Origin of the sequence: Helicobacter sp. 'house sparrow 1' (assembly GCF_900199585.1) — a bacterium.
Taxonomy (GTDB): Bacteria; Campylobacterota; Campylobacteria; order Campylobacterales; family Helicobacteraceae; genus Helicobacter_H.
Genome location: NZ_FZQY01000004.1, coordinates 342,652 through 368,696 on the forward strand (window position 1 = coordinate 342,652; position 26,045 = coordinate 368,696).

A 26,045-nucleotide genomic window follows, 5' to 3' on the forward strand; every position below is an offset into this window, starting at 1 on the left:
GAGATAAAATTAGCCGTATTGTAGCATAAACTCACCATTACCAGACAAATAAAAATTTTTAACAAAAATGTATTATAATTGACCTGATACAAGTGTGATTCTAGTGTGTTTCTAGAGTTTAATCTTACTTTATATTTTAGTGAAGTTTTAGGAGAAGGGTTATTAATGTTTTGGGGTTCTAAAAAAAATCGGCTTGAGATGGCTAAGAAGGACTTAGAGATTGATCAGTTGAAAAAACAGATTGCTATCTTGAGTCAGGTTGCAGAGTTTGGCGTTCAAGAAATAGTGGTAGGCTTTAGGGAAGAAAAAGTTGTTTTTATGAATGATGCTGCCAAGGCTGTTGGAATGGAAGTGTTGGAGAGATTAGATTTTGAAGCACAAAAAGTTTTTATTAATGGCTTTGAGTATCAAATCAAGAATATGCAATTGCATGATGAAATCTATTATGTATTGTCTAGATCAGATTTGCGTAATGAAGTTACAGATGGTGTTGATTTATTTGCTATCTATCATCAAAGCATAAAAGATGGCATTATTGAAGCTCAAAGTTCTTTATTAAGCATTCTAAATGAATTAAAACAGATACTTGGAGAAACTCAGAAGGGTGAAGAATTAGGAAATAGCGGATTAAAGCTAAGTAATCAGGCCTTAAATGATGTTCAAATCTTGCATCAAAAAATGCAAGATTCTATTATTTTAGTGAATTCTTTGACTCAAAAGAGTAATGAGATTACCAGCGTTATTTCGCTGATTGATGATATTGCAGAGCAAACAAATCTTCTAGCGTTAAATGCTGCCATAGAAGCTGCTAGGGCAGGGGATCATGGTAGAGGTTTTGCTGTTGTTGCAGATGAAGTTAGGAAGCTTGCAGAAAAAACCCAAAAAGCTACAAAAGAAATTGCTGTTGTTGTCAAATCAATGCAGCAAGAATCTCATGATATACAAACAAGTATAGAAGCTACAAATCAGGCAACACAGGATATTAAAGAAAAGGTCGAAAGTTTGCATCATAATGTAAATGATTATAAGATAGGTTCAGAGGTTACAAAATATACAGTTCAAAATTCTAATAATCAGGTTTTTTGTACTCTTGCAAAGTTAGATCACACTGTATATAAGAATAATTTATATGCTTCTATCTTTAATATAGCAAGTGATTTTAATCAAGTAGATCATACTCAATGTCGTCTAGGTAAGTGGTATTTTGAGGGTGAAGGGAAAAATAGTTTTTCAGATACGCAGGGGTATAAAAAGTTGGATAGCCATCACTTAAAGGTGCATAGCAATGCAAACGCTTTAGCCCAATCTTTTAAAGATGATAGAGAAAAAGTCTCAAGGGCGTTGATTAATGAAAAGGTTCTTGGTATGGAAAAGGCCAGTAAGGGGGTTATGGATTGTATTGATGAAATGTTTAAAGAAAAGCAAGAAAGCATTGAATTATTAAAGCAAAAAGCTAGGAATACTCATTGAGATTTTTATCCATAAGAAAGATTCTTACAATAGGCTGTTTTCTCTTAGTTGGTGGAATATTATGGCTAGTATTTGTTTGGTTGAGTTTGCAGGATGATGTTTCTAAACTAAAAAATTATAATCCTCAGGTTACAACACAAATACTTGATAGAAAAGATAGATTAGTTGCTAACATTTATGGAGATCAATTTAGATTCTATGCTAAGTTTGATGAAATACCGCCTCGTATGATAGAAGCTCTCATTGCTGTGGAAGATACTTTATTTTTTGAACATCATGGAATTAATTATGATGCAATTTTCAGGGCTATTGTTAAAAATTTGAGGCATGGCAAGTATTCTGAGGGTGGCAGTACGCTCACACAACAACTTATCAAAAATACTATACTCACAAGAGACAAGACCCTTTATCGTAAAATAAAAGAGGCAATTTTAGCAATTCAAATTGAAATAGCTCTAAGCAAGGAAGAGATTTTAGAGCGCTATTTAAATGATACTTTTTTAGGTCATGGATATTATGGAGTTAAAGCTGCAGCACAAGGATACTTTAAGAAGAATTTAGATCAGCTGACACTCAAAGAAATTGCAATGATTGCAGGACTTCCTAGAGCACCAAGCTTTTATGATCCAACAAAGAATTTAGACTTTTCCTTAAGTCGCGCAAATAACATTTTAGAAAGACTGTATGTACTTGGTTGGATTAGTGAGAGTGAGTACAAAAGTGCTTTAGTAGAGATTCCAGAAGTTTTTAATCAAAGCCTGGCTCAAAATCAAGCCCCTTATGTTGTGGATATGGTTTTAAAGCAACTATCTTATATTCCTGACCTAAGGACAGCAGGCTATGTTATAAAAATCAACCTTGATTTAGATTATCAAAGAATTGCACAGGAAGTTTTTGAGCAAGGATATAAAAATGCCCTAAAGCTTAATCGTATTCAAGATAAAGAAAGTAGTCTAAATGGTGCAATGATTGTCACACATTCAAGAACGGGTGAGATTTTGGCATTAATTGGTGGGGTGGATTACAACAAAAGCGCTTTTAATCGTGCAACGCAAGCAAGAAGACAGGTTGGGAGCACAATAAAACCTTTTATTTATCAAAATGCATTTGATGCGGGTTATTCTCCTGCTACTATGATTCCAGATGTAGCAAGAAGCTTTGGTAGTGATGATGAATATTGGAGACCCAAGAATGCAGGAAATTCCTTTAATGGAATTGTGAGCTTGCGTTATGCTTTAATCCACTCACTAAATCTAGCCACAATAAACCTTGTGGATATGGTAGGCTTTGACAAAACCTATGAGGCGATAAAATCTTATGGTTTCAATCCCAGTGCAAAGAATTTAACTATTGTCTTAGGAAGTCTTGTTGCATCTCCTATGGATTTAGCAAGGGCATATTCTCTCTTTTCTAATGAGGGAACAATTTTAGAACCTCAATTAATATCACAGCTGATTTCAAGAGACGAGAAAAAAGAGACTTTTTATGTAAAACAAGAAGAATTTACAACACCTAAACAAGCATTTTTAGTTACTTCTATCTTGCAAGAAGTTGTAAAAAATGGAACAGGTAGAAGAGCAAGAGTGAAGGGTATGGATGTTGCTGGAAAGACAGGAACAACAAATAATAATAATGATGCGTGGTTTTGTGGATTTACACCTGATATTCAAGCAATTATCTGGTTTGGGAATGATAATAATAGTTCTATTGGGAACATAGGCGGTGGAACAAGTCTTATAGCCCCAATTTTTTCAAACTTTATAAATGAAATTTTAAAAATCGATCCAGGACTAAAAAAGCATTTTAGAATTCCAGATGGAGTACATCAAAAAACCATTGATGGAGTGAAGTATTTTTATACAGATATTTCAAAGTTGCCAGATAAAAAAATTACAGAGGAAGAAAATAAACTTATCTTTTGATTTTTAATAAAAGATTTAAGCAAAACTCGTTAGAATCACACAACTATAAAATAAAAGAGGTGCGCAATGAAGTTAAAATTGAAACATATCCCTTATGTGGCCAATAAAATTGCCATTGACATTGCAAACTCTAGTCTTTTGGAAGTAAAAACCTCTCTAGAAAAAATTAATCAGGTAGCTAGAGAAGTTTTAGAAGGGGATCTTAAAAAAGAAAGCCAAATTGATATGAGGGCAAAGGAGATTTTAGAAGAGAATATTGAAAATATTGAGTTTATGCGTGCTGATGAAAAACAGATGTTTTGGATGATAAAAAAACAACTTGCTCAAGATAGTAATTTTTCCCTATCTTGGGAGGATCGCTATAATGAGCTCTCTCATAAACTTTTAGATGAGTTAATTCTTGAGGGGTATATTAAGGTGAAGGTGAGTGAGAACCTTGTAAAAAATCTTATCTTCAAGTCCATTGATCTTTATGCACAAATGTATGGAGAGGTGGAGAATTCTGTGATTGAAAAAATCAGAAATTACAAACGTAAACTTTTGGTGGGAACAGATGAATATGAATTGGTTTTTGATAAGTTGTATCAGGAAGAATTGAAAAGAAGAGGTTTTTAATGCAGAAAGCTTGGATTTATTTTCAAAATGGGATTTTTTTTGAAGCCTCTTGCTTTGGTGCTTGTGGGACTAGTATTGGAGAGGTTGTTTTTAATACCTCAATGAGTGGATATCAGGAGATTATTACTGATCCAAGTTATGCAGGTCAGTTTATTACATTTAGTATGCCAGAGATTGGAATTGTTGGTATTAATGGCTTGGATAATGAATCTAACGGCGTGCAGTGCAAGGGAATATTGGTAAGAGAATATAATGAAAACTTTTCAAATTTTAGGGCTACAGAAAGTCTTGATGCTTTTTTAAAAAAATCAAATGTAATGGGATTATGCAATATCAACACACGCGATATCATAAAAATCATCAGAAAAGAAGGAGCAATGATGATGATTGCTTCAACAGAGATTTCAGATCCTGATATTTTGAAAAAGCATCTACAAGAGGCTTCTCACATACAAGATATCAACTATGTTAAGCAAGTTTCTACAAAAAAGTCTTATATACATCAGCATTCTGTTTTTGATTTCAACACTTTTGCCTATGGTAAAAGGCCTCAATCATCAAAAAAGGTGGTTGCAATTGATTTTGGGATAAAGACTAATATTTTAAATGAATTAAGTGCTGTTGGACTTGAAGTGGAGGTAGTGCCTTATTCTTTTGATGCAGATGATCTAATTCAGAGGTTTAAACAAAAAGAAATTCAAGGTGTATTTTTATCTAATGGTCCTGGGGATCCAATGTTGTTGCAAGATGAAATAAAGCAAATTAAAAAGTTAGTTGATGCAAAAATCCCTATGTTTGGGATTTGTCTTGGGCATCAGCTTTTATCTATCGCAAATGGTTTTAATACTTTTAAATTAAAATTTGGACACCATGGAGGGAATCATCCTGTAAAGAATTTACTTACAGGAGAAGTTGAAATCACTTCACAAAATCATAATTATTCTGTTCCAGAAGAAATTGAGCAAATTGCAAATATTACACATAAGAATCTTTTTGATAACACGATAGAAGGTGTTGAGTATAAAAATAGACCTATTTTTTCTGTGCAACACCATCCAGAATCAAGCCCTGGGCCAAAGGAAGCTCGTAAGCTTTTTGAAAAGTTCGCTTCTATGCTTTAAAAGACAACTAATCCTAGAGGCTTTTTAGGTTGATAGTATTTTTAAAGATATGAAAGCCTCTATGCTTTGATATCAAGTATGTGATCTAGAGATTCTGTTTTATTTTCCTTTTGCTCTTTTTGAGTCTCACCTTCATTTTGTCCTGGATGATTGCCTCCACCTCGCTGTGCATCCTTGCTAATAGAATCTGTTCCTTCTGTGGCTCGAACTTCTTGAATCTCCCTGAGTTTATCTTCAAACTCTTGAATGTTTAAAGGGGTCATATCAGATCGATTTTGAGCCAAAGGAACATTAGCCTGAGTATTTTGGTTGATATAGGTAATGTTACCAATGGGTGATATGGCCATTTTATTCCTCTACTTTTTGTAGCTTATGGTTTGGTATTTTGCATAAACTACATTTGCTTTTTCTTTAATTTTAACAAACTTTCTTAAAGTATAATCGACTTCAAAGTTTCCTTTTGTAATAGAGTTTAAACCAACAAGTATTTCACCAGCTTTTTGGATGATTGATAAGGAAGGTTTATTTTTTCCACAATGAATAATCATATGCGAAGAAGGGATATTGCGTATATGTAGCCAGATATCATTTGCTTTTGCTACTTCTAGTAACATTTGGTTTTCATCTTGATTCTTTCCAATAGAAATTTTGTAGTTTTCTATATAAAAACTTTCAAATTTCTGTTCTTTTAATTTGGATTGTTTGGCAGGTTTTAGGATTGTGATATTTTCTAAAGATGAAGTTTGAGTAATGAAAGCAATTTTTTGTTGAATGAAGTTAATTTTGTCTTGAAGGTTTTGCTCTTCAATATAAATATTTTTAGCTCTTTTTGATAACTTTTTACTCTGGGTAAAAATAGAGTTAATATAATCTTGAGGCAAGATCCCTGTTTGTGGTATCTGTATTTTTATTTCATTTTGGTTAAAGTCTTTAAGAGTGACTTGTGTATCAAATGGCTTAATTAGATGCAAATTGCTTAAAAGCAATGTAGCTTCTTGATTGAGCTTTTGAGATTGATTTTGTAAATCTTGAGGTTTTGGAAGATTTTGTATTAAAGTTTTGTATTTTTCTAACTTTTTTTCTAATTGTCGCAACAAAATTTCTTTGGTATGAGCTATCTTTTTTTCCATTATTGAAAAATAATTTTGGTTTAAAAGCTTTAGAATTTGTTCCTTGCTATAGGCAACTGGTGTAAAATTGCCTTCTCTTTGGGGAAGGGGTAATAGGGCATGGTTGGGTCTTACCTCTCTAGAGGTTTTAGTATGGTTTAAATGTCTTAATGCTTCTAAGACAATATGTTCTTGATTAAGAAGAATTACATTGGTGTGTTTTCCTGTAAATTCAAAATAGATAAAAAAATTAAAATCCTTATAAAGATGATTTTGCTTACAATACAAAATTAAGATTCTATTGTTACCATCGCAATAGCAATCAAGTAGTCTTGCGCGTGTAGTAAGCTTTTGAAGCATAAGATCAAAGGGTGCTTGATAAGTTTTGTTACTAATATTAGTATCTGTAATAAAAATATTGCTTTGATATTTTTGCATATCAAGATAAAAGAAATCTTGATGGAGCTGAAGCTTAAAAAGATTATCTTGGATGCGTCTTAAAGAGTTGATTTGAGAGTAATTTTTAAAAAGGTTGGCAATGTTTTGTAATAGCTCTAGCTTCATATACCCAGTCTTTTTTTTGCAAAGTCTATTGCTTCTTGCGTGATATCTGCTCCACTAATCATTCTTGCGATTTCTTGAACTTTTCCATTTAAGTCTAGAATTTTGATATAGCTCTTGGAATCTTGTTTATAAACCAAATAATGTTGATCTGCTAATGCTGGAATGTGTGGCTGGTGCGATATGGCAAAGATTTGATAGCTTGATGCAAGTTGTTTTAAGATCTTTGCAACCCCCTCACTTTCTTCACCACTTAAATTAGCATCAATTTCATCTAAAATTAAAATTCCTGTTTTGGTTGAAAATTTTGTTTCAAGATACATAATAGCAAGTCTTAAACGATTGTATTCTCCCATACTTAGATTTGGTATTTCTGTGTTTTTTAATAAAATCTTGATAGCATCTACTCCTGAAGAGATAAGTGGTATTTCTTCTAATAAAACTCTTATATTAGAGAGCTTTAATAGATGACAGATTTCTTGAAGCTCTTGTGTAAAATTTTCTAAATATTGATTGCGATATTTAGAAATTTGCTGTGCTAGAGTTTTGCATTCTTTTTCAATTTCTTCTTGATATAAGAAAAGCTTCTCTTTATTAAAATGTAAATTATCATACTCTAAAAGCTTTGATTTTTGGTATTCTAGGCGATCTAAAGCTCCTTGAATGCTTCCATATCTTTGATTGAGTTCTGAAAGTTTTGAAATTCTATCCAGCATTGATTCTGGATCAAGTGTATCCAGTTCTTCTAATCTTTCATTTTCAGATACTAAAATATCTCTTACTTCAATGATGCTTTCTTCAAAAGCAGGATGAATTTTATCTAAAGCTTGGAGAGCGTTTTGTATTTGGTGAATTTCTTGCATTACTTCCAATGCTTGAGAGATTTGAGATTGGAGTTTTTCTTTTTTAGAAAAATCTTTTTTTAGTTGCATCAGTTCTTCATATTCATTAATCTTTGGTGCAATAGAAGTGATTTTTTGTATCTCAAAATTAGCCAAATCTTTGAGTTCTTGAATGTTTTTTTCTTCCTGAAGAATTTGATGATAAGCTTTTTTTGCTTCTTGTAATTCTTGAAACTTTGTTTCTAATTGAAAGATTAGGGATTTAAACTTTTTTTCTTTAGTTCCAATGAGATTATCAAGGGTTTTCAATAAATTATATGGCAAAAGCTCTGTAGCATTTTTAAGAGAGATGTATTTGATGCTAGGAGACAAAACTTCTTGGAGACTCTTTTTTGCTATTAAAGAAGTGTTGATGAAATATCTCACTTTTTCTTTTTTGACAATATTGACAATGATTTCTTCTTCATGATCTAATAGGATAGATTCTAAGTCTAGAGATAGATTAGTAATGAGTGCTTGAATTTGTTGTGCATTTACATCCCCTATACCAAAAATTGCAAGTAAAATTTCCATAAAAACAGATTTTCCACTTCCGCTCACCCCACTAAATACATTTAGCCCCTTATGTAGTGCTAAATCTAAAGAATCAAAAACAATAGAATTTTTTACCTGAATTGTTTCAATCATTTTGTCCCCATTGGAATTTTTCTTTTAGCACTTTAAAATAATTTCTTTTAAATGGTTGTATAAGTATGGCAGATTTTTGTGCTTTTTGAATAATGATTGTATCTTTTGACTCAACTAGTATGTTCTCCTGCCCATCTATAACTAAAAATCCTTGAGTATTTAACTTAAAATTAAGAATAAAAGTTGAATCTAAAACCATAGGCCTTTGGGTTAGTGTGTGGGCTGCAACAGGAGTGAGTAAGATATTTTGACACAAGGGATAAACAATAGAACCCCCAGCACTGATATTATATGCAGTAGAACCAGTAGGGGTTGCAATAATTAGAGAATCTCCCTTGTAGGTATTAAAGATTTCATTGTTCATATATGCATCTATTTTTAAAATACCACTCACAAGATTATTTTTTGAAATCAAAAATTCATTAATTGCAAAAAATTTTTGATGATTTATCTGTGCCTCAAGCATCATATGCTCTTCTAGTATATAAGTACCCCTAGCTAGAGAATTGGCAAAATTTTCAACTTCAAAGGGGTTGATAGCTGTTAAAAAACCTAATTTGCCTGTATTGATTCCAAAAATAGGTATGGAGTTTCCATAGCTTTTTCGAATCAAAGAAAGTAGAGTGCCATCTCCTCCAACTGAGGCAATAGCATCTACTTTTGAGATAATCTCTTCAAATGTATAAGAGGGGGCAAAGTCAATTTCTGCTATTTGAGATTTTCCAAGCAAAACCTCAATACTGGACTTCTCAAATGCTTGTTTTATATCTAAAAAAACCTCTTTTGGAGTTTGAGGTCTTAAGAATACCCCTATTTTCTTAATCTTTTTTTGCATCTTTTCCACTTTTTGGCGTAATTGTATCAAAAAAAATTTTTAGATAAGAGTTAGGGTTATGATATTAAAATATATCATAACAATAAGAGAATTAAAGGGAAAATGATGGAATTCTTATTAATTATCATAGGGTTTTGTTCGGGTATGATTTCTGGTCTATTTGGTTTGGGAGGTGGCACACTGATTGTTCCTTTGATGCTTAGTTTTGGAATGGGAATACAACATTCTATTGGTATTTCTGTAGTGCAGATGATTTTTGCCTCTTTATTTGGAAGTATTTTAAATTTAAAAAATAAAACTTTTGAGATAAAAGAGGGCGTGATACTGGGTTTGGGAGGATTAGTAGGAGCTAGTTTTAGTGGTATTGTTTTAGGTTTCATTAGTGATTTTCTCCTTACTTTTTTATTTTTGCTTGTGATTATTTATTCTTTTTTGAAATTTTTAATGAAAAAAGATAATCCAGAAGATAAGAAACTTGAAACAAATCAACATAAAAAAATAGTTTTGTTTTTAGCAGGTTCTTTAACAGGAGTTTTTGCAATTTCTTTGGGTATAGGTGGAGGATTGCTGATTGTTCCAATTTTAGGGTATTACTTGGGGTATAATACAAAAAAATCCACAGCTCTATCATTGTTTTTTATCATCTTTTCTTCCATATCAGGAAGTATTTCTCTTTTTGTAAATCATATTATTAATCTGGAGGTAATACAGAAAGGATCCATCATTGGTATTGCTTCATTAGTGGGTGTAAGTGTTGGAATTTATCTTGTGCAAAGAATTAGTTTAAAGATTCATAAAGTCTTTTTACTGATAATGTATACCTTTTCAATGAGTTTGACAACTTTTCATCTTTTAGAAAGGCTCTAAAAGAGCCTTTCTCTTGGTGGGGGGATGGTGAGAGAAGGTGGTTATTTTATTTCAAAATAAACAGAATGCTTCAATTCTGAATGAGATTCCTTATATCTACTTGCCTCAGATCTTGATTTAAATGGACCAACAAGATATTTTGTAAGCTTTTGATCATTGATAATGATTTCTTGGGTTCTATAAGAATGTTTTTTAAGCATATTGAGTAATTCTTTGCTTGGTTGTTTGCTAAATACCCCAACTTGCAGATAAGAACCTTTTGTTGCAACAGAGCCTGATTTAGCTGCAGCTTTTTTTTGAACCTTGTGTTGTTTTTGTGGTTTATGTTCTACAGCTTTTTTTTCTACCTGAATTGGTTTTTTATCCATTTCTTCGTGATGCATCATTATTTCTTTTGGCTCATCTTTTAGATCTAGTGCTGCTTGAAGCTGGTTATCTACAGAATCTTGAGATGGAGAAGCTAATTCTTGATCAGAAGGTGCCTGAGATATATGATTTTGATGATTTTGTAAAAGGTCTTGATCTAGTGATGGATGTTGGTTTGCATTTTTTGCCTCTTGTCTTACATCTTGTAAGATCTGCTCAAAACGATCATCGCTATTAAAATTATCACTTAAATCTTTTGAGGAGTCTTGAAACTCATCTGCAATATGTTCTGTTTGAGTATTTTGTGTTTGCTCAATAATATTGTTGTGAGAATTTTTTGTAAAAGACCATACTAATAGAGCAATAGTCAGAACTACTACAATGCCAATTGCTCCTATGATGACATTTTTTACATTTTTTGGATTTTTTTTCTCCTCAAATAATAACTCATTAAAATCTTTTTCTTCCATTTTTATTCTCCTTACTTTGAAATTAAACTAACTCTGCACAAAGCTAACATATTATGCTTTTTTGGTAAATAAGAGAGCATAACTAGATTGCTTGTTAAAAGATTGGCTTATCATAAACAGGAAACTTATTTCCTAGTTCTTTAATTTGATTTTTAATATCCTCTTGTAATTTTTGGTTATGAATATCATCCAAAATATCTGCGATTTTATTAGCAATCCAAATAAATTCTTGCTCCTTCATGCCTCTAGCTGTTAATGCTGGAGATCCAATTCTAATACCACTTGTCACAGAAGGACTTCTTGTTTCGCCAGGAACAGTGTTTTTATTTACTGTAATTCCTGCATTTGCAAGAGCCATATCCGCATCCTTTCCGCTAAAATCCTTATTTAAGAAACTCATTAAAATAAGATGATTGTCTGTTCCACCACTTACAAGATCATAGCCTCTATTGATTAAAACCTTAGCCATTTCGCTGATATTGTTTTTGACTTGCTGTGCATAAGTTTTCCATTCAGGCTTAAGATTCTCACCAAAACCTACAGCTTTGCCTGCTATGATATGCATTAAAGGTCCTCCTTGATTACCAGGAAAGACAGCTTTGTTGATTTTTTGTGCAATTTCTTCATCATTGCATAAAATCACCCCACCTCTAGGGCCTCTTAGAGTTTTATGCGTAGTTGTAGTGACAACATCACAATATGGGAAAGGGTTGGGGTAGCATTGTGCAACTACAAGACCAGCCACATGAGCAATATCACCCATCAACAATGCACCAACACTATCTGCAATCTCTCTAAATTTTTTGAAATCTAACTCTCTAGTATAGGCTGAGAAGCCACAAACAATGATTTTGGGTTTAATTACATTTGCATATTCAAGAAGCTTGTCATAGTTAATTCTTCCATCAAGATCTACACCATAAAAGAAGCTCTGATACATTTGACCTGTAATACTTACTTTTGAACCGTGTGTGAGGTGCCCTCCATGGCTTAGATCCATCCCTAAAATCTTATCATAAGGTTTAAGTAGTGCAGAATATACAGCCGTATTTGCTTGAGATCCAGAATGGGGTTGGACATTTGCAAAATTACATCCAAAAAGTTTTTTTGCACGCTCAATTGCAATGGTTTCAATTTCATCTACAAATTCACAACCACTATAGTATCTTTTTAAAGGGTAGCCTTCTGCGTATTTGTTGGTTAGAATACTTCCAACAGCTTCCATAACACTAGGGAAGGTATAGTTTTCACTAGCAATCATTTCTAGATGCTCATTTTGCCTTTTAAATTCCTTTTGGATGCTTAAAAAGATTTCCTTATCTGTTTGTTCTAAATAATAAGCCATCATAAAACCTCTCTTTTATAGGATTGAAGAATCATCTTCAGAATCTGATTTTACTATTTTCATTGCAGGAAATAGAATAACATCCTTGATTGTTTTTGCATTTGTAAGAAGCATTACTAAGCGGTCAATCCCTATACCTTGTCCTGCAGTAGGAGGCATCCCATAGCCTAAAGCCCAGACATAATCTTCATCCATATATTGGGCCTCTTCATCTCCTGCTTCTTTTTCTTTAACTTGTTGTTTAAATCTTTCTAATTGATCAATAGGGTCATTTAGCTCACTAAAGCCATTAGAAATCTCTCTTCCGCCTATAAAAAGCTCAAACCTATCTGCAATTTGATAATCATTATCATTGCGTCTTGCAAGAGGGCTAATATCAATAGGATATTGTGTAATAAAAGTAGGGTTGATGAGTTTTTCTTCTACAAATGCATCAAAGGCCTCACCAAGTAGTTTTCCATAGCCCATTTGTGGTTCGATTTTGATTTGATTTTTTACTAGAAAATCTCTCAATTTTTCTTCACTCTCTATAATTTCTCTTTGGATCCCGCCAATCTTTTCTAGAGCATCTTTAAATCCAATAACTTCAAAATGATCAAAATCAATTTCATAGTTACCATAAGTAATTTTGTGCTCTAAGTTTAGAGAATCTAAAAGATAGATAAAAAATTCTTTAGTAAGTTTGATTAAATCCTCATAGGTCTTATAAGCCCAGTAAAACTCTATCATTGTAAATTCTGGATTGTGAGAATGATCCATTCCCTCATTTCTAAAATTTCTATTCATCTCAAAAACTGCTTCAAATCCACCAACAATGAGACGCTTTAAATAAAGCTCTGGGGCGATCCTTAGATATCTATCTGCATCAAGTGCATTATGATGTGTGATAAAAGGTCTAGCATTTGCTCCCCCAGGTATAGGATGGAGCATTGGAGTTTCCACTTCTAAGAACCCTTTTTCTTCAAAGAACTTACGCACTTTTGAAATAATTTGACTGCGAAGCTTAAAAGTCTCTTTAACTTCCCTATTCATAATAAGATCTACATATCTTTGTCTATATCGTAGCTCTATGTCTGTAAGCCCGTGAAATTTTTCTGGTAGAGGGACAATGGACTTGGTTAGTAATTTATATTCTAAAGCATAGAGGCTTAATTCTCCTGTTTTTGTTACAAATGGAAATCCACAAACATTAATAAAATCTCCAACCTCAAGAGTTTTTTTGAGAATATCAAATTGTTCTTTAATATCATTTTGGGAAATATAGATCTGCAAATTTCCACTTTCATCCTCAATATTGACAAAACAAGCCTTCCCCATCATCCTTAAGAGTTTGACACGCCCCACTACATAAAAGTTGTTATCTGTATCCCTTTTTTCTTCCTGATTTTTTAGATATTCAAATTTTTGTGAAAAATCTTTATTAGAGATTGTTTTTTTGGCCTGATTGGAATAAGGATTATAATTTAAATCTTTGAGAGTTTGTACCTTAAGAAGTCTTTGTTTAATATATTGATTTTCAAACATATTCATCCCTTAGTTATGTTTATTTATTGAAGTGGAGCTTGGATTTTTTCTTGGATTTGTTCTATGGATTTTTGAACTTTTTTGTTTAATCCTTGCATCTTTTCTTCTACCTCTTTAACAGAATCAAATCGTACAATTATACGAGCAGTGTCCAGCATAGCATCATAAATTTTACTTTGTTGTGGCAATTTCTGCATAAAGTCAATCTCTTTAACAAATTTAATTTCGCTAATCCCATAGATAATGCAAGAGAGAATGCAAAAACTCTTAACACAAGAAAATACAAAACCCAAAAGCCTGTCTAAAAGACTAAGACTTGTGAATCTGATGAGTTTTGAAAAGACAATCCCAATCATCATAAAGCCAATCCAAAAAAATGACAATACAATAATAAAGCCCAGTGCAAGAGAGGCGGAGGAGCTATTGATATTATAGATGTGTTGATTAAAAAATACTGCCATCTCACCTGATAGCCTTGAAGCAAAAAATATCCCAGCAACAATGCCAATTAGTGTTGCAACTTCATGTATAAGACCACTTAAAAAACCCCTAGCGCCCAAAATTAAAACAAGTGCTAAAACTACAATATCAACATAGCTCATAAGATTCCAATCAAAACTTAAAATAAACTAAAAATATTGTGCTATTCTACCAAAAATATTTGATTTTTTATGGGATAAAAAGATGAAGGGTATTCAACTGGATTTTTTAAAAAAACAAGCTCAGGTATTTTGCCTAGCTTTTGTTTTTAGTTTGCCTATATTAAGTGGAGCATTTTTTTTAAGTTTTGAGCTTCAAAAGACTTATATTATTTTTAATAGTTTTTTTGCACTTTGTGCATTACTTGCGTTGATAAAAGTTCCAAAAAAAACACGCTTTTATTTTGGTTTTTATACTGGAGTTCTTCTATTTTATTGGATATCTTTAAGCTTTAGATTCTCTCCTATGCCTTGGCTAATGCCTTTGATTATCCTAGCAGTAGCATCTATTTATGGTGTTATTTTTACTTTTCTTTTGTGGTTTGAAAATATATTTTTTCGGTGCTTTAGTGTTTTTATCTTAGGATTTATACACCCATTTTATTTTGATTGGCTTTTTGTGGAATCTTTTTTTGCTTATAGTATTTTTGGCGTGGATAAAATTAGCTTGTTTTGTATTCTGGTTGCTTTAGTTTTATTTTTAACTCAAGAAGGAAGAAAAAAAACTCTTGCAGTGTTATTTCTTTTTATTGCAACCCTCCAAACTGATTTTAAAACTGCTTACAATTCTCCTTTGCAAATTCAATTAGTTCATACTTCAATCCCCCAAAAAATCAGATGGGATCAAACAAGTTTCAATGAGATTGTGCGAAAAAATTTTGAAATGATTAAGCAGGCTAAAGAAGATTTAAAAGAAATGATTATTTTTCCAGAAACAGCTTTTCCCACACTTCTTAATCAAGATTTATTTTTACTCAAAGAACTAAAAGAGCAAAGTAGGGATATTACAATTGTTGCAGGAGGATTGCGTGCGGATAATCAGCAAGTTTTTAATTCTACTTATATTTTTAATCAAGGCAAAGTAGAGATTATTGATAAGGTGGTATTAGCACCTTTTGGGGAGAAGATTCCACTCCCAGATTTTTTGGCAAAGCCTTTGCAAAAAATTTTTTTCAACACAACAGAGGGATTTGTATCTGCAGAAAAACCAAAGGATTTTAAGGTTAAAAACTTTGTCTTTAGAAATGCGATTTGTTATGAGGGAACCTCAAGTATTATTTATAAAGATAAGCCAAAATATGTGGTGGTAATCAGCAATAATGCTTGGTTTGATCCTAGCATAGAGCCATTTTTTCAGCAAATTTTATTGAAATACTATGCTAGAATCTCAAAATCTTTGATTTTGCATAGTGCAAACTCTTCAAATTCTATGATCATTTCTCCAAGCCTATTTTAAAAATGTAAGGATAGATAGGAAGAGGCAGATAAAAATGACTAGGAAATAATAATGATTTTAAGAGCAAGAAACCTTACACATAGTTTTGAACATTTATTGTATGAGAATCTAAACTTTGAGCTTGAAGCTTCCCAATCTATGGCAATTTTAGGAGTAAGTGGAAGTGGAAAATCAAGCATATTAAACCATCTCTCCACAATGCTACCTCCCAATAAGGGAAAAATCGATCTTTGTGGCAAAGAGGATGTTTATGCTTTATCTAAGCAAGAGCTTTTAAAAATTAGACGCTATGATTTAGGGATTATTTTCCAATCCCATTATCTACTTAGAGGTTTTAGTGCGCAAGAGAATTTAAAAATTGCCACTTTGCTTGCAGAGACTTTGATTGATGAGGAGGTATTGCAAGCTTTACAAATAAAGGATGTTCTATCTCAAAATATAGGAAGCTTAAGTGGAGGACAACAACAGAGGGTTTCTATTGCTAGGGTTTTATGCAAAAGACCAAAGATAATTTTTGCAGATGAACCTACAGGAAATTTAGATTCTCAAACTGCAAAAAGCGTAATGGATAAGATTTTTGAATATATTAAGAAAAATCATTCTGCATTGATTCTAGCAACACATGATGAAGAATTAGCAAGGCGCTGTGATTTTGTATATCGACTTAAGGATAAAAAGCTGGTGCAAGAGAACTAAATAAGCTAAAAATAAAATGTATAAGCAACTCTTATTTCTAAATTCTTTTGAATCTCAAAGCTTTGTTTTAGGGTTTGTTCTGCCCAAATATTTGTAGTTTCATTAACACTATTCCAAGAAGTGTGTTTGAGATAATAATAAGGAATTTTTACCCCAACTTCTAGGCGATCATTTTTGCTAAGATAGAGCTGTCCTCCCAAATTTAAAAACAATCCATTCCCAGAGGCATAAAATGCATCCTCTTGATTGCCATAAAAAGATTCATTAACCCAATAATTACTTTTAAGCAAACTAACTTCTACACCAAATCCAGCAAAAACACCAAGTTTCATAAATGGAAAATTTGCCCATTTTTTTGAAAAAAAATAATCAAGAGGTAGGTTGGCAAAGAAGTCAAGATTGAGACTAAAGGTAGTCATAACTGCATTGCCTAATAAAAATTGCTGTTGGGTTCTTGGACTTAGCATATTAACAGATGAGATAATGGGGGTGCCATTATTATCTCCTGTAATTGTTTGAAAATTTTCATCTCTAGGGGCTTTAGTGGTTGCTTTGCCTTCTAGACTTCCTAGTGATGCTTGAGAGACTTCTATGCCTCCATAGATTCTAAGACCTGATATATGTAATTTATCAAAAACTGCTTCATCTCCAAAAATAAATCTAAAAGTGGGGCTACTATGACCTTTGTATCTCCCAAAAGATTCTCCACCAATACACACACCGCCCTCACAACTATTATTATCTTTTGTGATAATTTGTGAAAAATCTGTTTTTAAAGCGCTACCAAATCCAGCTCCAAATCCCACAAAAAGATTATTTTCAATACCAAAAACAAAACTTAAAAAACTAAAGTAGAAAAAAATAAAAGAAAATAGTTTTTTTTTCACTACATACTCTTTTTGTTTAGTGTTACAAGTTGTGGCAACTCATCTTGGATCAAAAGATGAGTTTCAAAAAACCTTTCAATACTTTCTCGCATTTCTTTAGCATCAGAAATATTATTGACTTGATTGCGATAAGTGCTTGCTTCTTGATGCCCTTTTGCATAGGCATGCAAATTCTTTCGAAACATAATCACACCACGATCTCCATAAAAATCTACCATTGCATCAAAATGTTTTAAAACTAATTCTTTTTTAATGATAGGAGGTATTTCTGTAGTTTTATTTTTAATCTGCCAAAAAATCCAGGGCATACTAATAGCAGCCCTTCCTATCATCAATCCATCCGCACCCGTTTGATTTAAGACCCTATTTGCTATCTCATAGTTTGTAATTTCACCATTTGCAATCACAGGGATATTTAAAATGGATTTTATCTTTGCAATACTTTCATAATCTATCTTATCTTTTTTATAACCATCTGCCCTTGTGCGCCCATGGACTACCACAAAATCAACATCTGCATCTTTTAATGCATTTGCAATCTCAATGGGGATTTTTTTATCAAATCCAAGCCTAACTTTCACGCTACTATAGGGTTTATTACTTACCTCTTTAATTGTATTTAGAATCTTTACAAGCAGGGGTAAGTCTTTAAGTAAAGCACTTCCATTTCCATGGTTTGCTACTTTTGGTGCAGGACAGCCACAATTAAAGTCAATAATATCAATACCATCAATAGTATTAAGGCATTCTACTGCCTTTGTAATAATTTCAATTTTTGAACCAGAAATTTGCACAGAATAGGGAGTTTCTTGTGGTGATTTTTCAACCATTCTTAGGGTTTTGGCATTGGAATAAACAAGAGCATGAGAGCTTATCATCTCACTTACTGTAATATCCACACCAAATTGTTTTACCACACTCCTAAAGGGCAAATCTGTATAGCCTGCTAGAGGAGCTAGCATTAAAAGATTATCAAAACAAATTTGCATTAGCTCTATAACCTCTATTTTTAGTAAAATATTTTGACTTATTATAGCCCATTATTGAGATAAAAATATTTCATAAGCATTCTTACGCAAAATACAAGCATTGCACTTACTGCAACCATAACCCCAGGGATGCCTTTGTGTTCTTACTCCCTCATAACAGGTATGAGAATCTTCTAAAACAACCTCTAAGATTCCCAATTCTTTTGCGAGTTTAAATTCTTCTGCTTTTGTCATCGCAATCAAGGGAGTATGGATTTTAATTTGGGTTTGTGCCCCTAAATTTAGAGTATTTTCAATGCTTTCTATAAATTCTTTTCTACAATCAGGATATCCGCTATAATCTTGTTCTGATACCCCAATGGCAAGATGATTTGCATTTATCTTTTGTGCAAAGCTATGAGCCAAAGTAATAAATAATGCATTGCGGTTTGGCACAAAAGAAGCAGGAAGTTTTTTATTGGCGATATGGGGTTGATTGACATCTTGAGAATTATTTGCAAAAAGAGCAGATTCGCTAATTTGATTTAAAAAATCAATACAAATAAGCTTAAGGGGTAAATCTAGCTTTTTTGCAATAATTTCTGCTTGCTCTAATTCTACTTTGTGTTTTTGCCCATAATTAAATCCAAGCAAAAATACATCATCAAACTTTTTTTTAGCCCACCCCGCTACCGTGGTGCTATCTTGACCCCCGCTAAAAATCACTAAACATCTATCCATTACAGCCCCTGATCATTTTTGTTATAATACCCAAAAAATAGGGGTTAAATGATGTTTTTATTACCACAAAATGTGCTAAAAATCTTTGATTTTCTAAAAGATTTTGAAGTATATTTGATAGGTGGTTGCGTTCGAGATTTATTACTTCATAATAAGCCTAAAGATTTTGATTTTACTACACAGGCTACACCCAAAGAAATGCTAGAAATTTTTCAAAAACATAAAATTAAAACAATAGATATTGGTATAGAGTTTGGAACAATTGCTCTGCTTTTGGATAATGAAGTTTATGAGATTACAACTTTTAGAGAAGAGAGTGTGTATAAGAATTTTAGAAAGCCAGAGAGCATCAAGTTTTCACTTAGTTTGCTAGAGGATACCAAGCGCAGAGATTTTACCTGCAATGCAATTGCTTATCACCCACAAAAAGGGATTATAGATTATCACAATGGGCAACAAGATTTAAAAAATAAAATTTTAAGAGCAATTGGAGATCCAAAGCAGAGATTCTTAGAAGATGCGCTTAGAATATTGCGTGCCATAGGTTTTGCTTCAAGGTTTGATTTTGAAATTGAAGAACTTACAAAACAATCTATGCTAGAAAATAGAGAACTTTTATCTTTTATTTCAAAGGAGCGTATTACAGCAGAATGGGAAAAAATGCTAAATGCACCATTTTTTGCAAAAACTTTTCCACAATTTAGTCCAATCTTTGAGGTCATCTTTAAAGATAAGATTTCTTTACCACAAAAGTTATCTAGTGATTTTTGTCTTAGAAATGCCCAGATTCTAAAAGATTCTAAAAAGCTAGATTTTATTAATCTCTCTAAAGCAAAAAAAGAAGAGATTAAAGCCTATATGCAGTGGCAAATCTCCACACATTTCAAAGATAAAATTGCAATTAAAAAAATGCTATCTCTCTATCCTAGAGAGTGGGTTGAGAAGTTTCTAGTTCAAGATGAGGAAAAATATAAGATCTTACAAGAGATTTTTGAGAAAAATGAAACCTATAAAATCAAAGATTTAAAGGTAAATGGTTCAGATTTATTAGCTTTTAAGGGCAAGCAAAGAGGTGAAGTATTGCAAGATATACTAGATAAAGTAATAAGGGGAGAATTGAAAAATCAAAGAGAAGAGTTATTAAAACATATTGCTAGAAAATTAAACTCCTATCATAAAGCCACCAGAAAAAATACATATAAGAGTAGGTAAAATCAATCTAAAGGCCATTAAAGGCACTTTAGATTTTGGCCTTAAAAACTTCTTAGTAAAGCTTCAAATGCCTCTTTGAAGGCCTCTAATCCCTCTTTAAGTAATTTTTCCCCTAAAACCTCTCTATCAATTCCTAACTCTTTAAATTTATCTAATTCTTGATAGATATCAGAGCTAGGGATAAAGGTTTGGATATTTCTTTGAGGATTCTCATAATAAGAGAGAATGGTATCAAGAGGGGCTGTATTGATGCTATGAGGATGCAAAAGCGAATTGATATAATAATCCTTACTCAAACTATCTCCCTTTACCCCTGTAGAGGCAAAAAGAACCCTTGTGTAACTTTCTCCCAGAGATTCTATATCAAGATAGCAATCTTGAGCGTTTAAAATACCTAGTTTGCCCTTAAGTGAAGCATCCAACTTTTCATCTACAGCTCTATCAAATCTAGAGACAAAAACACTAATAACACCCCTTGTATCTTTACTTCCTCTACCACTTTTAAAAGCTTCACTACAACTTCTAGCCTGCTTTTTTGAGAAGATCAAAGTAGCATTTACAGGAATATTTTCTCTCATCAAAGCTTCCATTACTTCAAATCCAGATTCTGTAGCAGGGACCTTGATCATTACATTAGGAAGATTGATACTTTTAAAAAGCCTCTTTCCTTCCTCAATACTCTCACTTACCTTGTTCTCCAAAAAAGGATCAATTTCAAGACTAATATATCCATTATCCTTATTTTCTTCCCATAAAGGAAGCATAATCTCCCCGGCTTTTTTAATATCCTCTATTGCAAGATTTTCATAGATTGTTTTTGCATTATTTCCTTTTTGCTTCTCAATTGCTTCTTGATAAATTGGATTTTTTAATGCATTTGCAAATATCGCAGGATTACTTGTAGCACCATAAAAAAACTTTTTATCTAGCAAATCTTTAAAATCTTTTTGTAAAAATCCTCTCTCAATAAAATCACACCATAAACTAAAACCATTGTTCATTTTTTACCCTTAAAATATCAAAATACTAAAACTTGGCATTATTTTAGCAAAACCTAAACAAAAGTATTCTATAATCTAAGATTTATGTTCTCTAAGTAAAATAATAGGTATTAATGACAATGCATTTAGGTTTTTAAGGGTTTATTATGAAAAAAAGATCATTTATTTCTTTGGCATTAAGTTCGGTTTTTTTTGGAGGAGTTGCTTTAGCGACAGATATTTCTTTGGATCTTTCCACAGGGGAGTCAGAGACTACAAGCGGAAGACCTATTAGTTTTAAACATGCCTTTAAAAAAGATGGTACTACGGCTACAACTTCTAGTGATTTGAAAGAAAATACAGATTATTTTTGGAGCAGTAGTTCGGGTAAAACACTCTCTTTAGTTGAAAAATCTGAAGCTACTACAGCAGAGGGTGCCTCAAAGGCTAATACACCACTTGTAGCTACTGCTATTTTTGCAGCACCAGGAAATAATGATAGTCTTGTTTTAGAGAATTTTAACTACATTTCTGTTGCCAAAGATACAACGACAAAAGGTCAAAGCGATACCTATTTTGCAATTCTAAATGGTCCCAATCCCTATACTAGCTTTACTCTTAATGGAGCAAATATCTTTTCAGGATCTAATCTTTATATAGGGCCTATTGGTGGAACAAATAGCACAAGTAAAACAGGGGGTTTTGCAAGTGTTACGCTTAAGGGCACCATCAAAGTAGATGCAAATGCAGTGGATCAATCAGACTCAGGTAGTAGCGGGCAAAAAGAAGCAACTCTAAATTTCCAAAGTGAATACAATGATGCAACCTATAGCATTGATAGCGGTGCTATTATTGATCTTACTTCTATGGGAGGTCAAAAAAGCACAATAAATTTTAATCTTGGTGAGACAAAGGAGGGCACTAAAGCCACAGGTCAAAGTGTAGTGAATAAGGGTGAAATAAAAATCACCAATGCACTATCTAGGTATGATCAAGCAGAGAATGCAGGAGCTGTAAATGGAGTGGCAGGTGCTGAGAATAGTGAGAATGAAAAAAACAATATAAACTTTTTTATTGACCTAAACAATGAGGGCAAGATTACACTTGAGAATGCAACCCTAACTTTCAAAGATAGCGCTCTAAAAATTACAGACAAAGGGAGTGTGGGGACTATCAATATCACTGCAAAAGAAAATACAAAAGATAAATTAAGTAGTGAGGCTACTAATAATAAAAGCTCTTTTAATTTTGATAGCACAACTACAACCGCAAAGGCTTTTGAGATTGCTTCTCAAAGCATTAATATTACAGGAAAAGCACCTAGTGATGCAAGTAGTAGTACTGAAAACCAAGAACTTTTTGGCGCACAGCTCACAATTAAGGTTGATAATACAGGGATAAAAACAGATGGTGCAAAAGATTTAATCCTTACAGGAGCTAAAGATAAACTTACAAGCATCACTGTGGGAGCGAGTGCAAGTAGTGGAACTGTGAATGATAAAAATACAAGTTTGATCTTTGATGCAAAGACTGTGTCTTTAGATAATTATGCAAGTATTACTATCCAAAGTGGTGCAAAGTTAGACCTTAAAAAAATTGCAGGAACTGATAGAACCTACAACTCATCAGAAAATGCAGTAAGTTCGCAAAATGTTCAGAATGGAATTTTGGATTTTAACAATCAAGGAACCATTACTTTTAAAGGCGATGGAGTAAATACAAATATTTTAGATGCTTCTAATAAAAAGGTTGTGCTTGCAAATTATGCGACAACCAAAACAACCTGTAAGGTAGGTGATACAGATTGCTCTAGTATTTCTAGTGCAGATAATATCCCAAAAAATGCCACTCTAACCACAACTACAGAGGAAGAAGCAGGGGTAATGGTATTTAGCGGAGGAAAGACGCAAATTCAAGCAGAGGTAGCTTATAATTTTGGAGAGCTGAAGCTAAGCGATAATGCTACGCTGGATCTTTCACAAATTTCTGGAAGTCAAATTCTTTATAATGCAGGGGTTTTCACCTCTACAGGTGGGACAATTGATACAAGAACTACTCAAGAGAGTGATTCTAAAGATTATGATGGAATGAATAAAAATAAAAAAAGTGATGCAAAGACTGATAATACCAAAGCTCTAGTAATCACTGAGGCAAAAAAAGAAAAAATCAAAGATAATAAAAATAGTGGTGTAGATAAAGATGGTTCTAGCTTTTTGCCTGAAGGAGAGGTTTGGGCTGCAAATAAAAAGAATGAAACAAGAGCAGAATTTGTCGTAGATTCTGGTGCTACAGTAATTCGCTCCACAACTCTTACAAACAATGGCCTAACCACAATCCAAAATGGTGGAACTTTAAATCTTTATTGCGTAGGGACTGATTATTGTTATGATGGGAGATACTGGACAAAAGCAACCAAAGATGGAAGTGATGACAAGGAATATGTAAAGGCTCCAAATTTAGAAACTCAGCAACCAGCCTCGACTGGATCTGCTGGAACAGATGCTGATAAGTTTAAAGCTGTGCAGATTACTTTTACAAATGGAGAGAGTGGAACTTTGCGTCTATCAGGAGGAACGCTCAATACAATTGATACTTACAAATATCAAGATAAGGATGATAATTATAAAGATGTTACAAAAAATATTTATCACTCTTTAAAGATAGAAAAAGGAACACTTGAAGCAGCAGGAGGGGTAAATTCTCTCATTAAATCAGGGTTTGATGGGACAAATTCAGCACTAACTTTAGATAATGTTAATCTTGCAATTCGTGGAGATTCTAGATTGCTTATTACTTCACTAAAAGAAAATACTACAACACTAAATAATAATATTTATGATGTAACTTGGAAAGCAGGAAGTAATAATACCTTTACAATGTATTTGAGTGATGATGATTACACCAAAAATACTAGAGGTTTTTATATCCTAGGAACTGCTGATAGTAATGGGAACTATACAGGCGGGACAATTAACTTTGTAAAAAATGGTAGCAAGAGTATCTCAATGCCAGATTTTGTAATTGATCTAAGCAATCTAAGTGGCAAAAATACTATTTTACTCAATCAACAATATAACTTTCTTGTTGCAGGGAAAATCCTAAAAGATGGCTCTGAAGTTTCAAGTGCTAGTGATTTTACAATGAAAATCAACTTTGGCAAGGGTCCTGATACTTCAAGCAGTGGTGCAGATAAGCCTACAACAAGCGAAAAAGACTATGGAACTTATGATGAAACACTCTGTAAAACAGACCCTAAATTTTGTTTGAATGCAGGAAATACAAATGGTGATAAGGGTGGTAGTGCTTCGACAGGAGAGATTGTTATTGGTGGTATGCCAAACGCTAATGAGGGCGTTGTTGTAGTTGATGGGAGCTCGAAGTTAGATAATATTACAAATGGTTGGCCAAATGTTGGAAGTAAAGGTGTCTATTCAGACTTTGTAACTTTTAATAAGGTTTATCAAAAAGGAACAGGTACTTGTGATTTTAATACACTTGAGGGTTGTGCAATCATAGGCTTTAGCGCAGTAAAATCAAAGACTCTAGAAAAAGATGGTGTGAATGCGGTATTTCAAAGTATTAAGGATCGCTACAATCAATTACCAAATACAGAAAACATTGTAATTAAAAACACACTCACAGGAATCAATCAAATTGAAAATGCAAATCCTAATGTGGATAAAATTTTGCAAGGGATTGTGGATACAAGTGGGGTTGCTAGCTCAACTATTCTCTTGAACTTACAAAAGTTCCAATATACTGGAGATTTAAGTCTTGCACAACAAATTATTGATGATATCAACACGATTGATAACTCTTTTGATGCACTGAGTAATATCACCCAAGATAATTTAGAGTTAATTAGTCGTGTGAATTTTACTTCTACACTAAATACTGCTGCAAGATTGGCGCAAAACTCAAATCCTTATAGAGAAAGTGTAGAGTTTGCAAAGGCAATTAGAAGTTTAGAAAATAAAAAGTTTGCAGATATTAGCTCAAGTCTTTATAGTTATACAGATCGTTTTGATTATGATCACAATGCTTGGGCTATGGCAATAGGTGGATTTGGTGGTAAGTATAGTGGAGGCTATAATGCACTTGGAGGACTTTCTGCAGGCTATGATAGAATGTTTGGTCGTGTCCTTGTGGGTGGTTATGCAACTTATGCTTATGCACTTTCAAGTCTTAATAGCTTTAATAAGGATACAAGAGTAAAAACAGATAATAGCTCAAATAATCTTGAAATTGGTGCTTACATAAGAGCTTATGTAGATGCACACGAAATTGATGCAATTGTGAGTGAAACTTTTGGATTTAATAGCTTGGATCTTAAAAATACCCTTACTTCACAGACTATAAAATCAAGTAATTTCACTACAAATATTACTGCGCGCTATGGTTATGTCTTCCCTATTAATATCAATGAAGGTTTATATGTCAAACCTCTTGCAGGACTTACTTATATGTATCAATATAATTCAGAGGCTAATGGAAACACGGATGCAAGAATCAATATAAATTCTAGACATTCTAATATGATGACACTTTCTGCCTTTGTTGAAGTAAGAAAATATGTCGATGATAAAAAATATCTTTATATAATGCCAGGATTAGAGCAAGATCTTTTTGCAATTACAGGAAATTCTCAAGTCTATTTTGCAAGTAGTGCAAATAATGCCATAAGTTATAAGGTAGATAATATAGTGCGAACCTATCTTACTGTGATTGGTGGGGGAGAAATAGGAATCAGGGATAATATGGCAATTACCTTTGGTGTGGGTGCAAAAATATCTTGGGATAGGTATTTTATTAATGGAAATGTTGGATTTAAGTATAAATTTAATTCCAACTAAATATTTAAACCTTAAATATAGATTTATTTCTTAGGCCCT

Annotated in this window: 21 protein-coding genes; 9 read left to right on the forward strand and 12 right to left on the reverse strand. The window is 32.8% G+C overall.

All coding sequences use genetic code 11. The annotated features are described in order from the left end of the window. Nucleotides 1-165 precede the first annotated feature (165 nt). From C6H31_RS07145 to carA, 4 genes are all read left to right on the forward strand, one after another. Nucleotides 166-1,470, forward strand: coding sequence for a methyl-accepting chemotaxis protein (locus C6H31_RS07145; protein WP_104697150.1), 1,305 nt, complete (start codon nt 166-168; stop codon nt 1,468-1,470). After that, entirely contained in the window at nt 1,467-3,392 is a 1,926-nt protein-coding gene (locus C6H31_RS02120) for a transglycosylase domain-containing protein (protein ID WP_442778066.1), read from the forward strand. Before C6H31_RS07145 ends, C6H31_RS02120 begins: the two co-directional genes overlap by 4 nt. 66 nt (nt 3,393-3,458) lie before the next feature. After that, a complete protein-coding gene (locus tag C6H31_RS02125) occupies nt 3,459-4,007 on the forward strand; it encodes a DUF507 family protein (RefSeq protein WP_104697151.1) in 549 nt (182 codons plus the stop codon). Beyond that, the gene (carA, locus tag C6H31_RS02130) at nt 4,007-5,128 is read left to right on the forward strand and encodes a glutamine-hydrolyzing carbamoyl-phosphate synthase small subunit (protein ID WP_104697152.1); all 1,122 of its coding nucleotides are present in this window, start codon (nt 4,007-4,009) and stop codon (nt 5,126-5,128) included. Before C6H31_RS02125 ends, carA begins: the two co-directional genes overlap by 1 nt. Nucleotides 5,129-5,187: 59 nt before the next feature. Here carA and C6H31_RS02135 read toward each other — a convergent pair whose 3' ends face one another. Genes C6H31_RS02135 through C6H31_RS02150 form a run of 4 tightly spaced genes read right to left on the reverse strand, consistent with a single transcriptional unit; the run spans nt 5,188 to nt 9,162 of the window. Beyond that, nucleotides 5,188-5,475, reverse strand: coding sequence for a hypothetical protein (locus C6H31_RS02135; RefSeq protein ID WP_104697153.1), 288 nt, complete (start codon nt 5,473-5,475; stop codon nt 5,188-5,190). 9 nt (nt 5,476-5,484) lie between these two features. Then, on the reverse strand, nt 5,485-6,801 hold the full coding sequence (locus C6H31_RS02140) for an NFACT family protein (protein ID WP_104697154.1): 1,317 nt from the start codon (nt 6,799-6,801) through the stop codon (nt 5,485-5,487). Then, nucleotides 6,798-8,327 (reverse strand): DNA recombination protein RecN, encoded by a 1,530-nt coding sequence (locus C6H31_RS02145; protein ID WP_104697155.1) that lies wholly within the window; start codon nt 8,325-8,327, stop codon nt 6,798-6,800. The genes C6H31_RS02140 and C6H31_RS02145 overlap by 4 nt, the downstream gene beginning before the upstream one ends. After that, on the reverse strand, nt 8,320-9,162 hold the full coding sequence (locus C6H31_RS02150; protein WP_104697156.1) for an NAD(+)/NADH kinase: 843 nt from the start codon (nt 9,160-9,162) through the stop codon (nt 8,320-8,322). Before C6H31_RS02150 ends, C6H31_RS02145 begins: the two co-directional genes overlap by 8 nt. A gap of 105 nt (nt 9,163-9,267) precedes the next feature. On the opposite strand from C6H31_RS02150, the gene C6H31_RS02155 reads away from it, so the two are divergent. Continuing rightward, on the forward strand, nt 9,268-10,029 hold the full coding sequence (locus tag C6H31_RS02155; RefSeq protein WP_104697157.1) for a sulfite exporter TauE/SafE family protein: 762 nt from the start codon (nt 9,268-9,270) through the stop codon (nt 10,027-10,029). 41 nt (nt 10,030-10,070) lie between these two features. Here C6H31_RS02155 and C6H31_RS02160 read toward each other — a convergent pair whose 3' ends face one another. From C6H31_RS02160 to C6H31_RS02175, 4 genes are all read right to left on the reverse strand, one after another. After that, the gene (locus tag C6H31_RS02160) at nt 10,071-10,865 is read right to left on the reverse strand and encodes an SPOR domain-containing protein (RefSeq protein ID WP_104697158.1); all 795 of its coding nucleotides are present in this window, start codon (nt 10,863-10,865) and stop codon (nt 10,071-10,073) included. A 94-nt stretch (nt 10,866-10,959) separates the two neighbouring features. Further along, the gene (locus C6H31_RS02165) at nt 10,960-12,210 is read right to left on the reverse strand and encodes a serine hydroxymethyltransferase (RefSeq protein WP_104697159.1); all 1,251 of its coding nucleotides are present in this window, start codon (nt 12,208-12,210) and stop codon (nt 10,960-10,962) included. 15 nt (nt 12,211-12,225) lie between these two features. Further along, nucleotides 12,226-13,734 carry a lysine--tRNA ligase gene (gene lysS, locus C6H31_RS02170; RefSeq protein WP_104697160.1) on the reverse strand — a complete coding sequence of 503 codons (1,509 nt, stop codon included), beginning with the start codon at nt 13,732-13,734 and terminating at the stop codon, nt 12,226-12,228. A gap of 23 nt (nt 13,735-13,757) precedes the next feature. Then, entirely contained in the window at nt 13,758-14,336 is a 579-nt protein-coding gene (locus C6H31_RS02175) for a CvpA family protein (protein ID WP_104697161.1), read from the reverse strand. Nucleotides 14,337-14,418: 82 nt separating this feature from the next. On the opposite strand from C6H31_RS02175, the gene C6H31_RS02180 reads away from it, so the two are divergent. Both C6H31_RS02180 and C6H31_RS02185 read left to right on the forward strand, forming a co-directional pair. Further along, nucleotides 14,419-15,669, forward strand: coding sequence for an apolipoprotein N-acyltransferase (locus tag C6H31_RS02180; protein ID WP_104697162.1), 1,251 nt, complete (start codon nt 14,419-14,421; stop codon nt 15,667-15,669). A 48-nt stretch (nt 15,670-15,717) separates the two neighbouring features. Beyond that, nucleotides 15,718-16,365 carry an ABC transporter ATP-binding protein gene (locus C6H31_RS02185; protein ID WP_199768130.1) on the forward strand — a complete coding sequence of 216 codons (648 nt, stop codon included), beginning with the start codon at nt 15,718-15,720 and terminating at the stop codon, nt 16,363-16,365. Nucleotides 16,366-16,370: 5 nt separating this feature from the next. Here the strand turns inward: C6H31_RS02185 and C6H31_RS02190 are convergent, their stop codons facing one another. From C6H31_RS02190 to queC, 3 genes are read right to left on the reverse strand one after another with little or no spacing between them, the layout of a single operon-like run. Continuing rightward, nucleotides 16,371-17,252: an outer membrane beta-barrel protein gene (locus C6H31_RS02190; protein ID WP_104697164.1), complete on the reverse strand. Its 882-nt coding sequence runs from the start codon at nt 17,250-17,252 to the stop codon at nt 16,371-16,373. Further along, nucleotides 17,252-18,241, reverse strand: coding sequence for a tRNA dihydrouridine synthase (locus C6H31_RS02195; protein ID WP_104697165.1), 990 nt, complete (start codon nt 18,239-18,241; stop codon nt 17,252-17,254). The genes C6H31_RS02190 and C6H31_RS02195 overlap by 1 nt, the downstream gene beginning before the upstream one ends. Before the next feature lie 51 nt (nt 18,242-18,292). Continuing rightward, a complete protein-coding gene (gene queC / locus C6H31_RS02200) occupies nt 18,293-18,961 on the reverse strand; it encodes a 7-cyano-7-deazaguanine synthase QueC (protein ID WP_104697166.1) in 669 nt (222 codons plus the stop codon). A gap of 48 nt (nt 18,962-19,009) precedes the next feature. Here queC and C6H31_RS02205 point away from each other — a divergent pair, with 48 nt between their 5' ends. Beyond that, on the forward strand, nt 19,010-20,173 hold the full coding sequence (locus tag C6H31_RS02205) for a CCA tRNA nucleotidyltransferase (protein ID WP_104697167.1): 1,164 nt from the start codon (nt 19,010-19,012) through the stop codon (nt 20,171-20,173). A gap of 41 nt (nt 20,174-20,214) precedes the next feature. Here the strand turns inward: C6H31_RS02205 and C6H31_RS02210 are convergent, their stop codons facing one another. Beyond that, nucleotides 20,215-21,174 (reverse strand): transaldolase, encoded by a 960-nt coding sequence (locus tag C6H31_RS02210; protein WP_104697168.1) that lies wholly within the window; start codon nt 21,172-21,174, stop codon nt 20,215-20,217. A 146-nt stretch (nt 21,175-21,320) separates the two neighbouring features. On the opposite strand from C6H31_RS02210, the gene C6H31_RS02215 reads away from it, so the two are divergent. After that, entirely contained in the window at nt 21,321-26,006 is a 4,686-nt protein-coding gene (locus C6H31_RS02215; protein ID WP_104697169.1) for an autotransporter outer membrane beta-barrel domain-containing protein, read from the forward strand. The last annotated feature ends 39 nt before the right edge of the window (nt 26,007-26,045 follow it).

Excerpts from the sequence above, each read along its gene's own strand:
- C6H31_RS02150 (WP_104697156.1), bottom strand. The coding sequence starts at position 9,162 with ATGCAAAAAAAGATTAAGAAAATAGGGGTATTCTTAAGACCTCAAACT.
- carA (WP_104697152.1), top strand. The coding sequence starts at position 4,007 with ATGCAGAAAGCTTGGATTTATTTTCAAAATGGGATTTTTTTTGAAGCC.
- C6H31_RS02155 (WP_104697157.1), top strand. The coding sequence starts at position 9,268 with ATGGAATTCTTATTAATTATCATAGGGTTTTGTTCGGGTATGATTTCT.
- C6H31_RS02195 (WP_104697165.1), bottom strand. The coding sequence starts at position 18,241 with ATGCAAATTTGTTTTGATAATCTTTTAATGCTAGCTCCTCTAGCAGGC.
- C6H31_RS02160 (WP_104697158.1), bottom strand. The coding sequence starts at position 10,865 with ATGGAAGAAAAAGATTTTAATGAGTTATTATTTGAGGAGAAAAAAAAT.
- C6H31_RS02125 (WP_104697151.1), top strand. The coding sequence starts at position 3,459 with ATGAAGTTAAAATTGAAACATATCCCTTATGTGGCCAATAAAATTGCC.
- C6H31_RS02205 (WP_104697167.1), top strand. The coding sequence starts at position 19,010 with ATGATGTTTTTATTACCACAAAATGTGCTAAAAATCTTTGATTTTCTA.
- C6H31_RS02180 (WP_104697162.1), top strand. The coding sequence starts at position 14,419 with ATGAAGGGTATTCAACTGGATTTTTTAAAAAAACAAGCTCAGGTATTT.
- queC (WP_104697166.1), bottom strand. The coding sequence starts at position 18,961 with ATGGATAGATGTTTAGTGATTTTTAGCGGGGGTCAAGATAGCACCACG.
- lysS (WP_104697160.1), bottom strand. The coding sequence starts at position 13,734 with ATGTTTGAAAATCAATATATTAAACAAAGACTTCTTAAGGTACAAACT.
- C6H31_RS02145 (WP_104697155.1), bottom strand. The coding sequence starts at position 8,327 with ATGATTGAAACAATTCAGGTAAAAAATTCTATTGTTTTTGATTCTTTA.
- C6H31_RS02210 (WP_104697168.1), bottom strand. The coding sequence starts at position 21,174 with ATGAACAATGGTTTTAGTTTATGGTGTGATTTTATTGAGAGAGGATTT.
- C6H31_RS07145 (WP_104697150.1), top strand. The coding sequence starts at position 166 with ATGTTTTGGGGTTCTAAAAAAAATCGGCTTGAGATGGCTAAGAAGGAC.
- C6H31_RS02215 (WP_104697169.1), top strand. The coding sequence starts at position 21,321 with ATGAAAAAAAGATCATTTATTTCTTTGGCATTAAGTTCGGTTTTTTTT.
- C6H31_RS02135 (WP_104697153.1), bottom strand. The coding sequence starts at position 5,475 with ATGGCCATATCACCCATTGGTAACATTACCTATATCAACCAAAATACT.
- C6H31_RS02175 (WP_104697161.1), bottom strand. The coding sequence starts at position 14,336 with ATGAGCTATGTTGATATTGTAGTTTTAGCACTTGTTTTAATTTTGGGC.
- C6H31_RS02140 (WP_104697154.1), bottom strand. The coding sequence starts at position 6,801 with ATGAAGCTAGAGCTATTACAAAACATTGCCAACCTTTTTAAAAATTAC.
- C6H31_RS02165 (WP_104697159.1), bottom strand. The coding sequence starts at position 12,210 with ATGGCTTATTATTTAGAACAAACAGATAAGGAAATCTTTTTAAGCATC.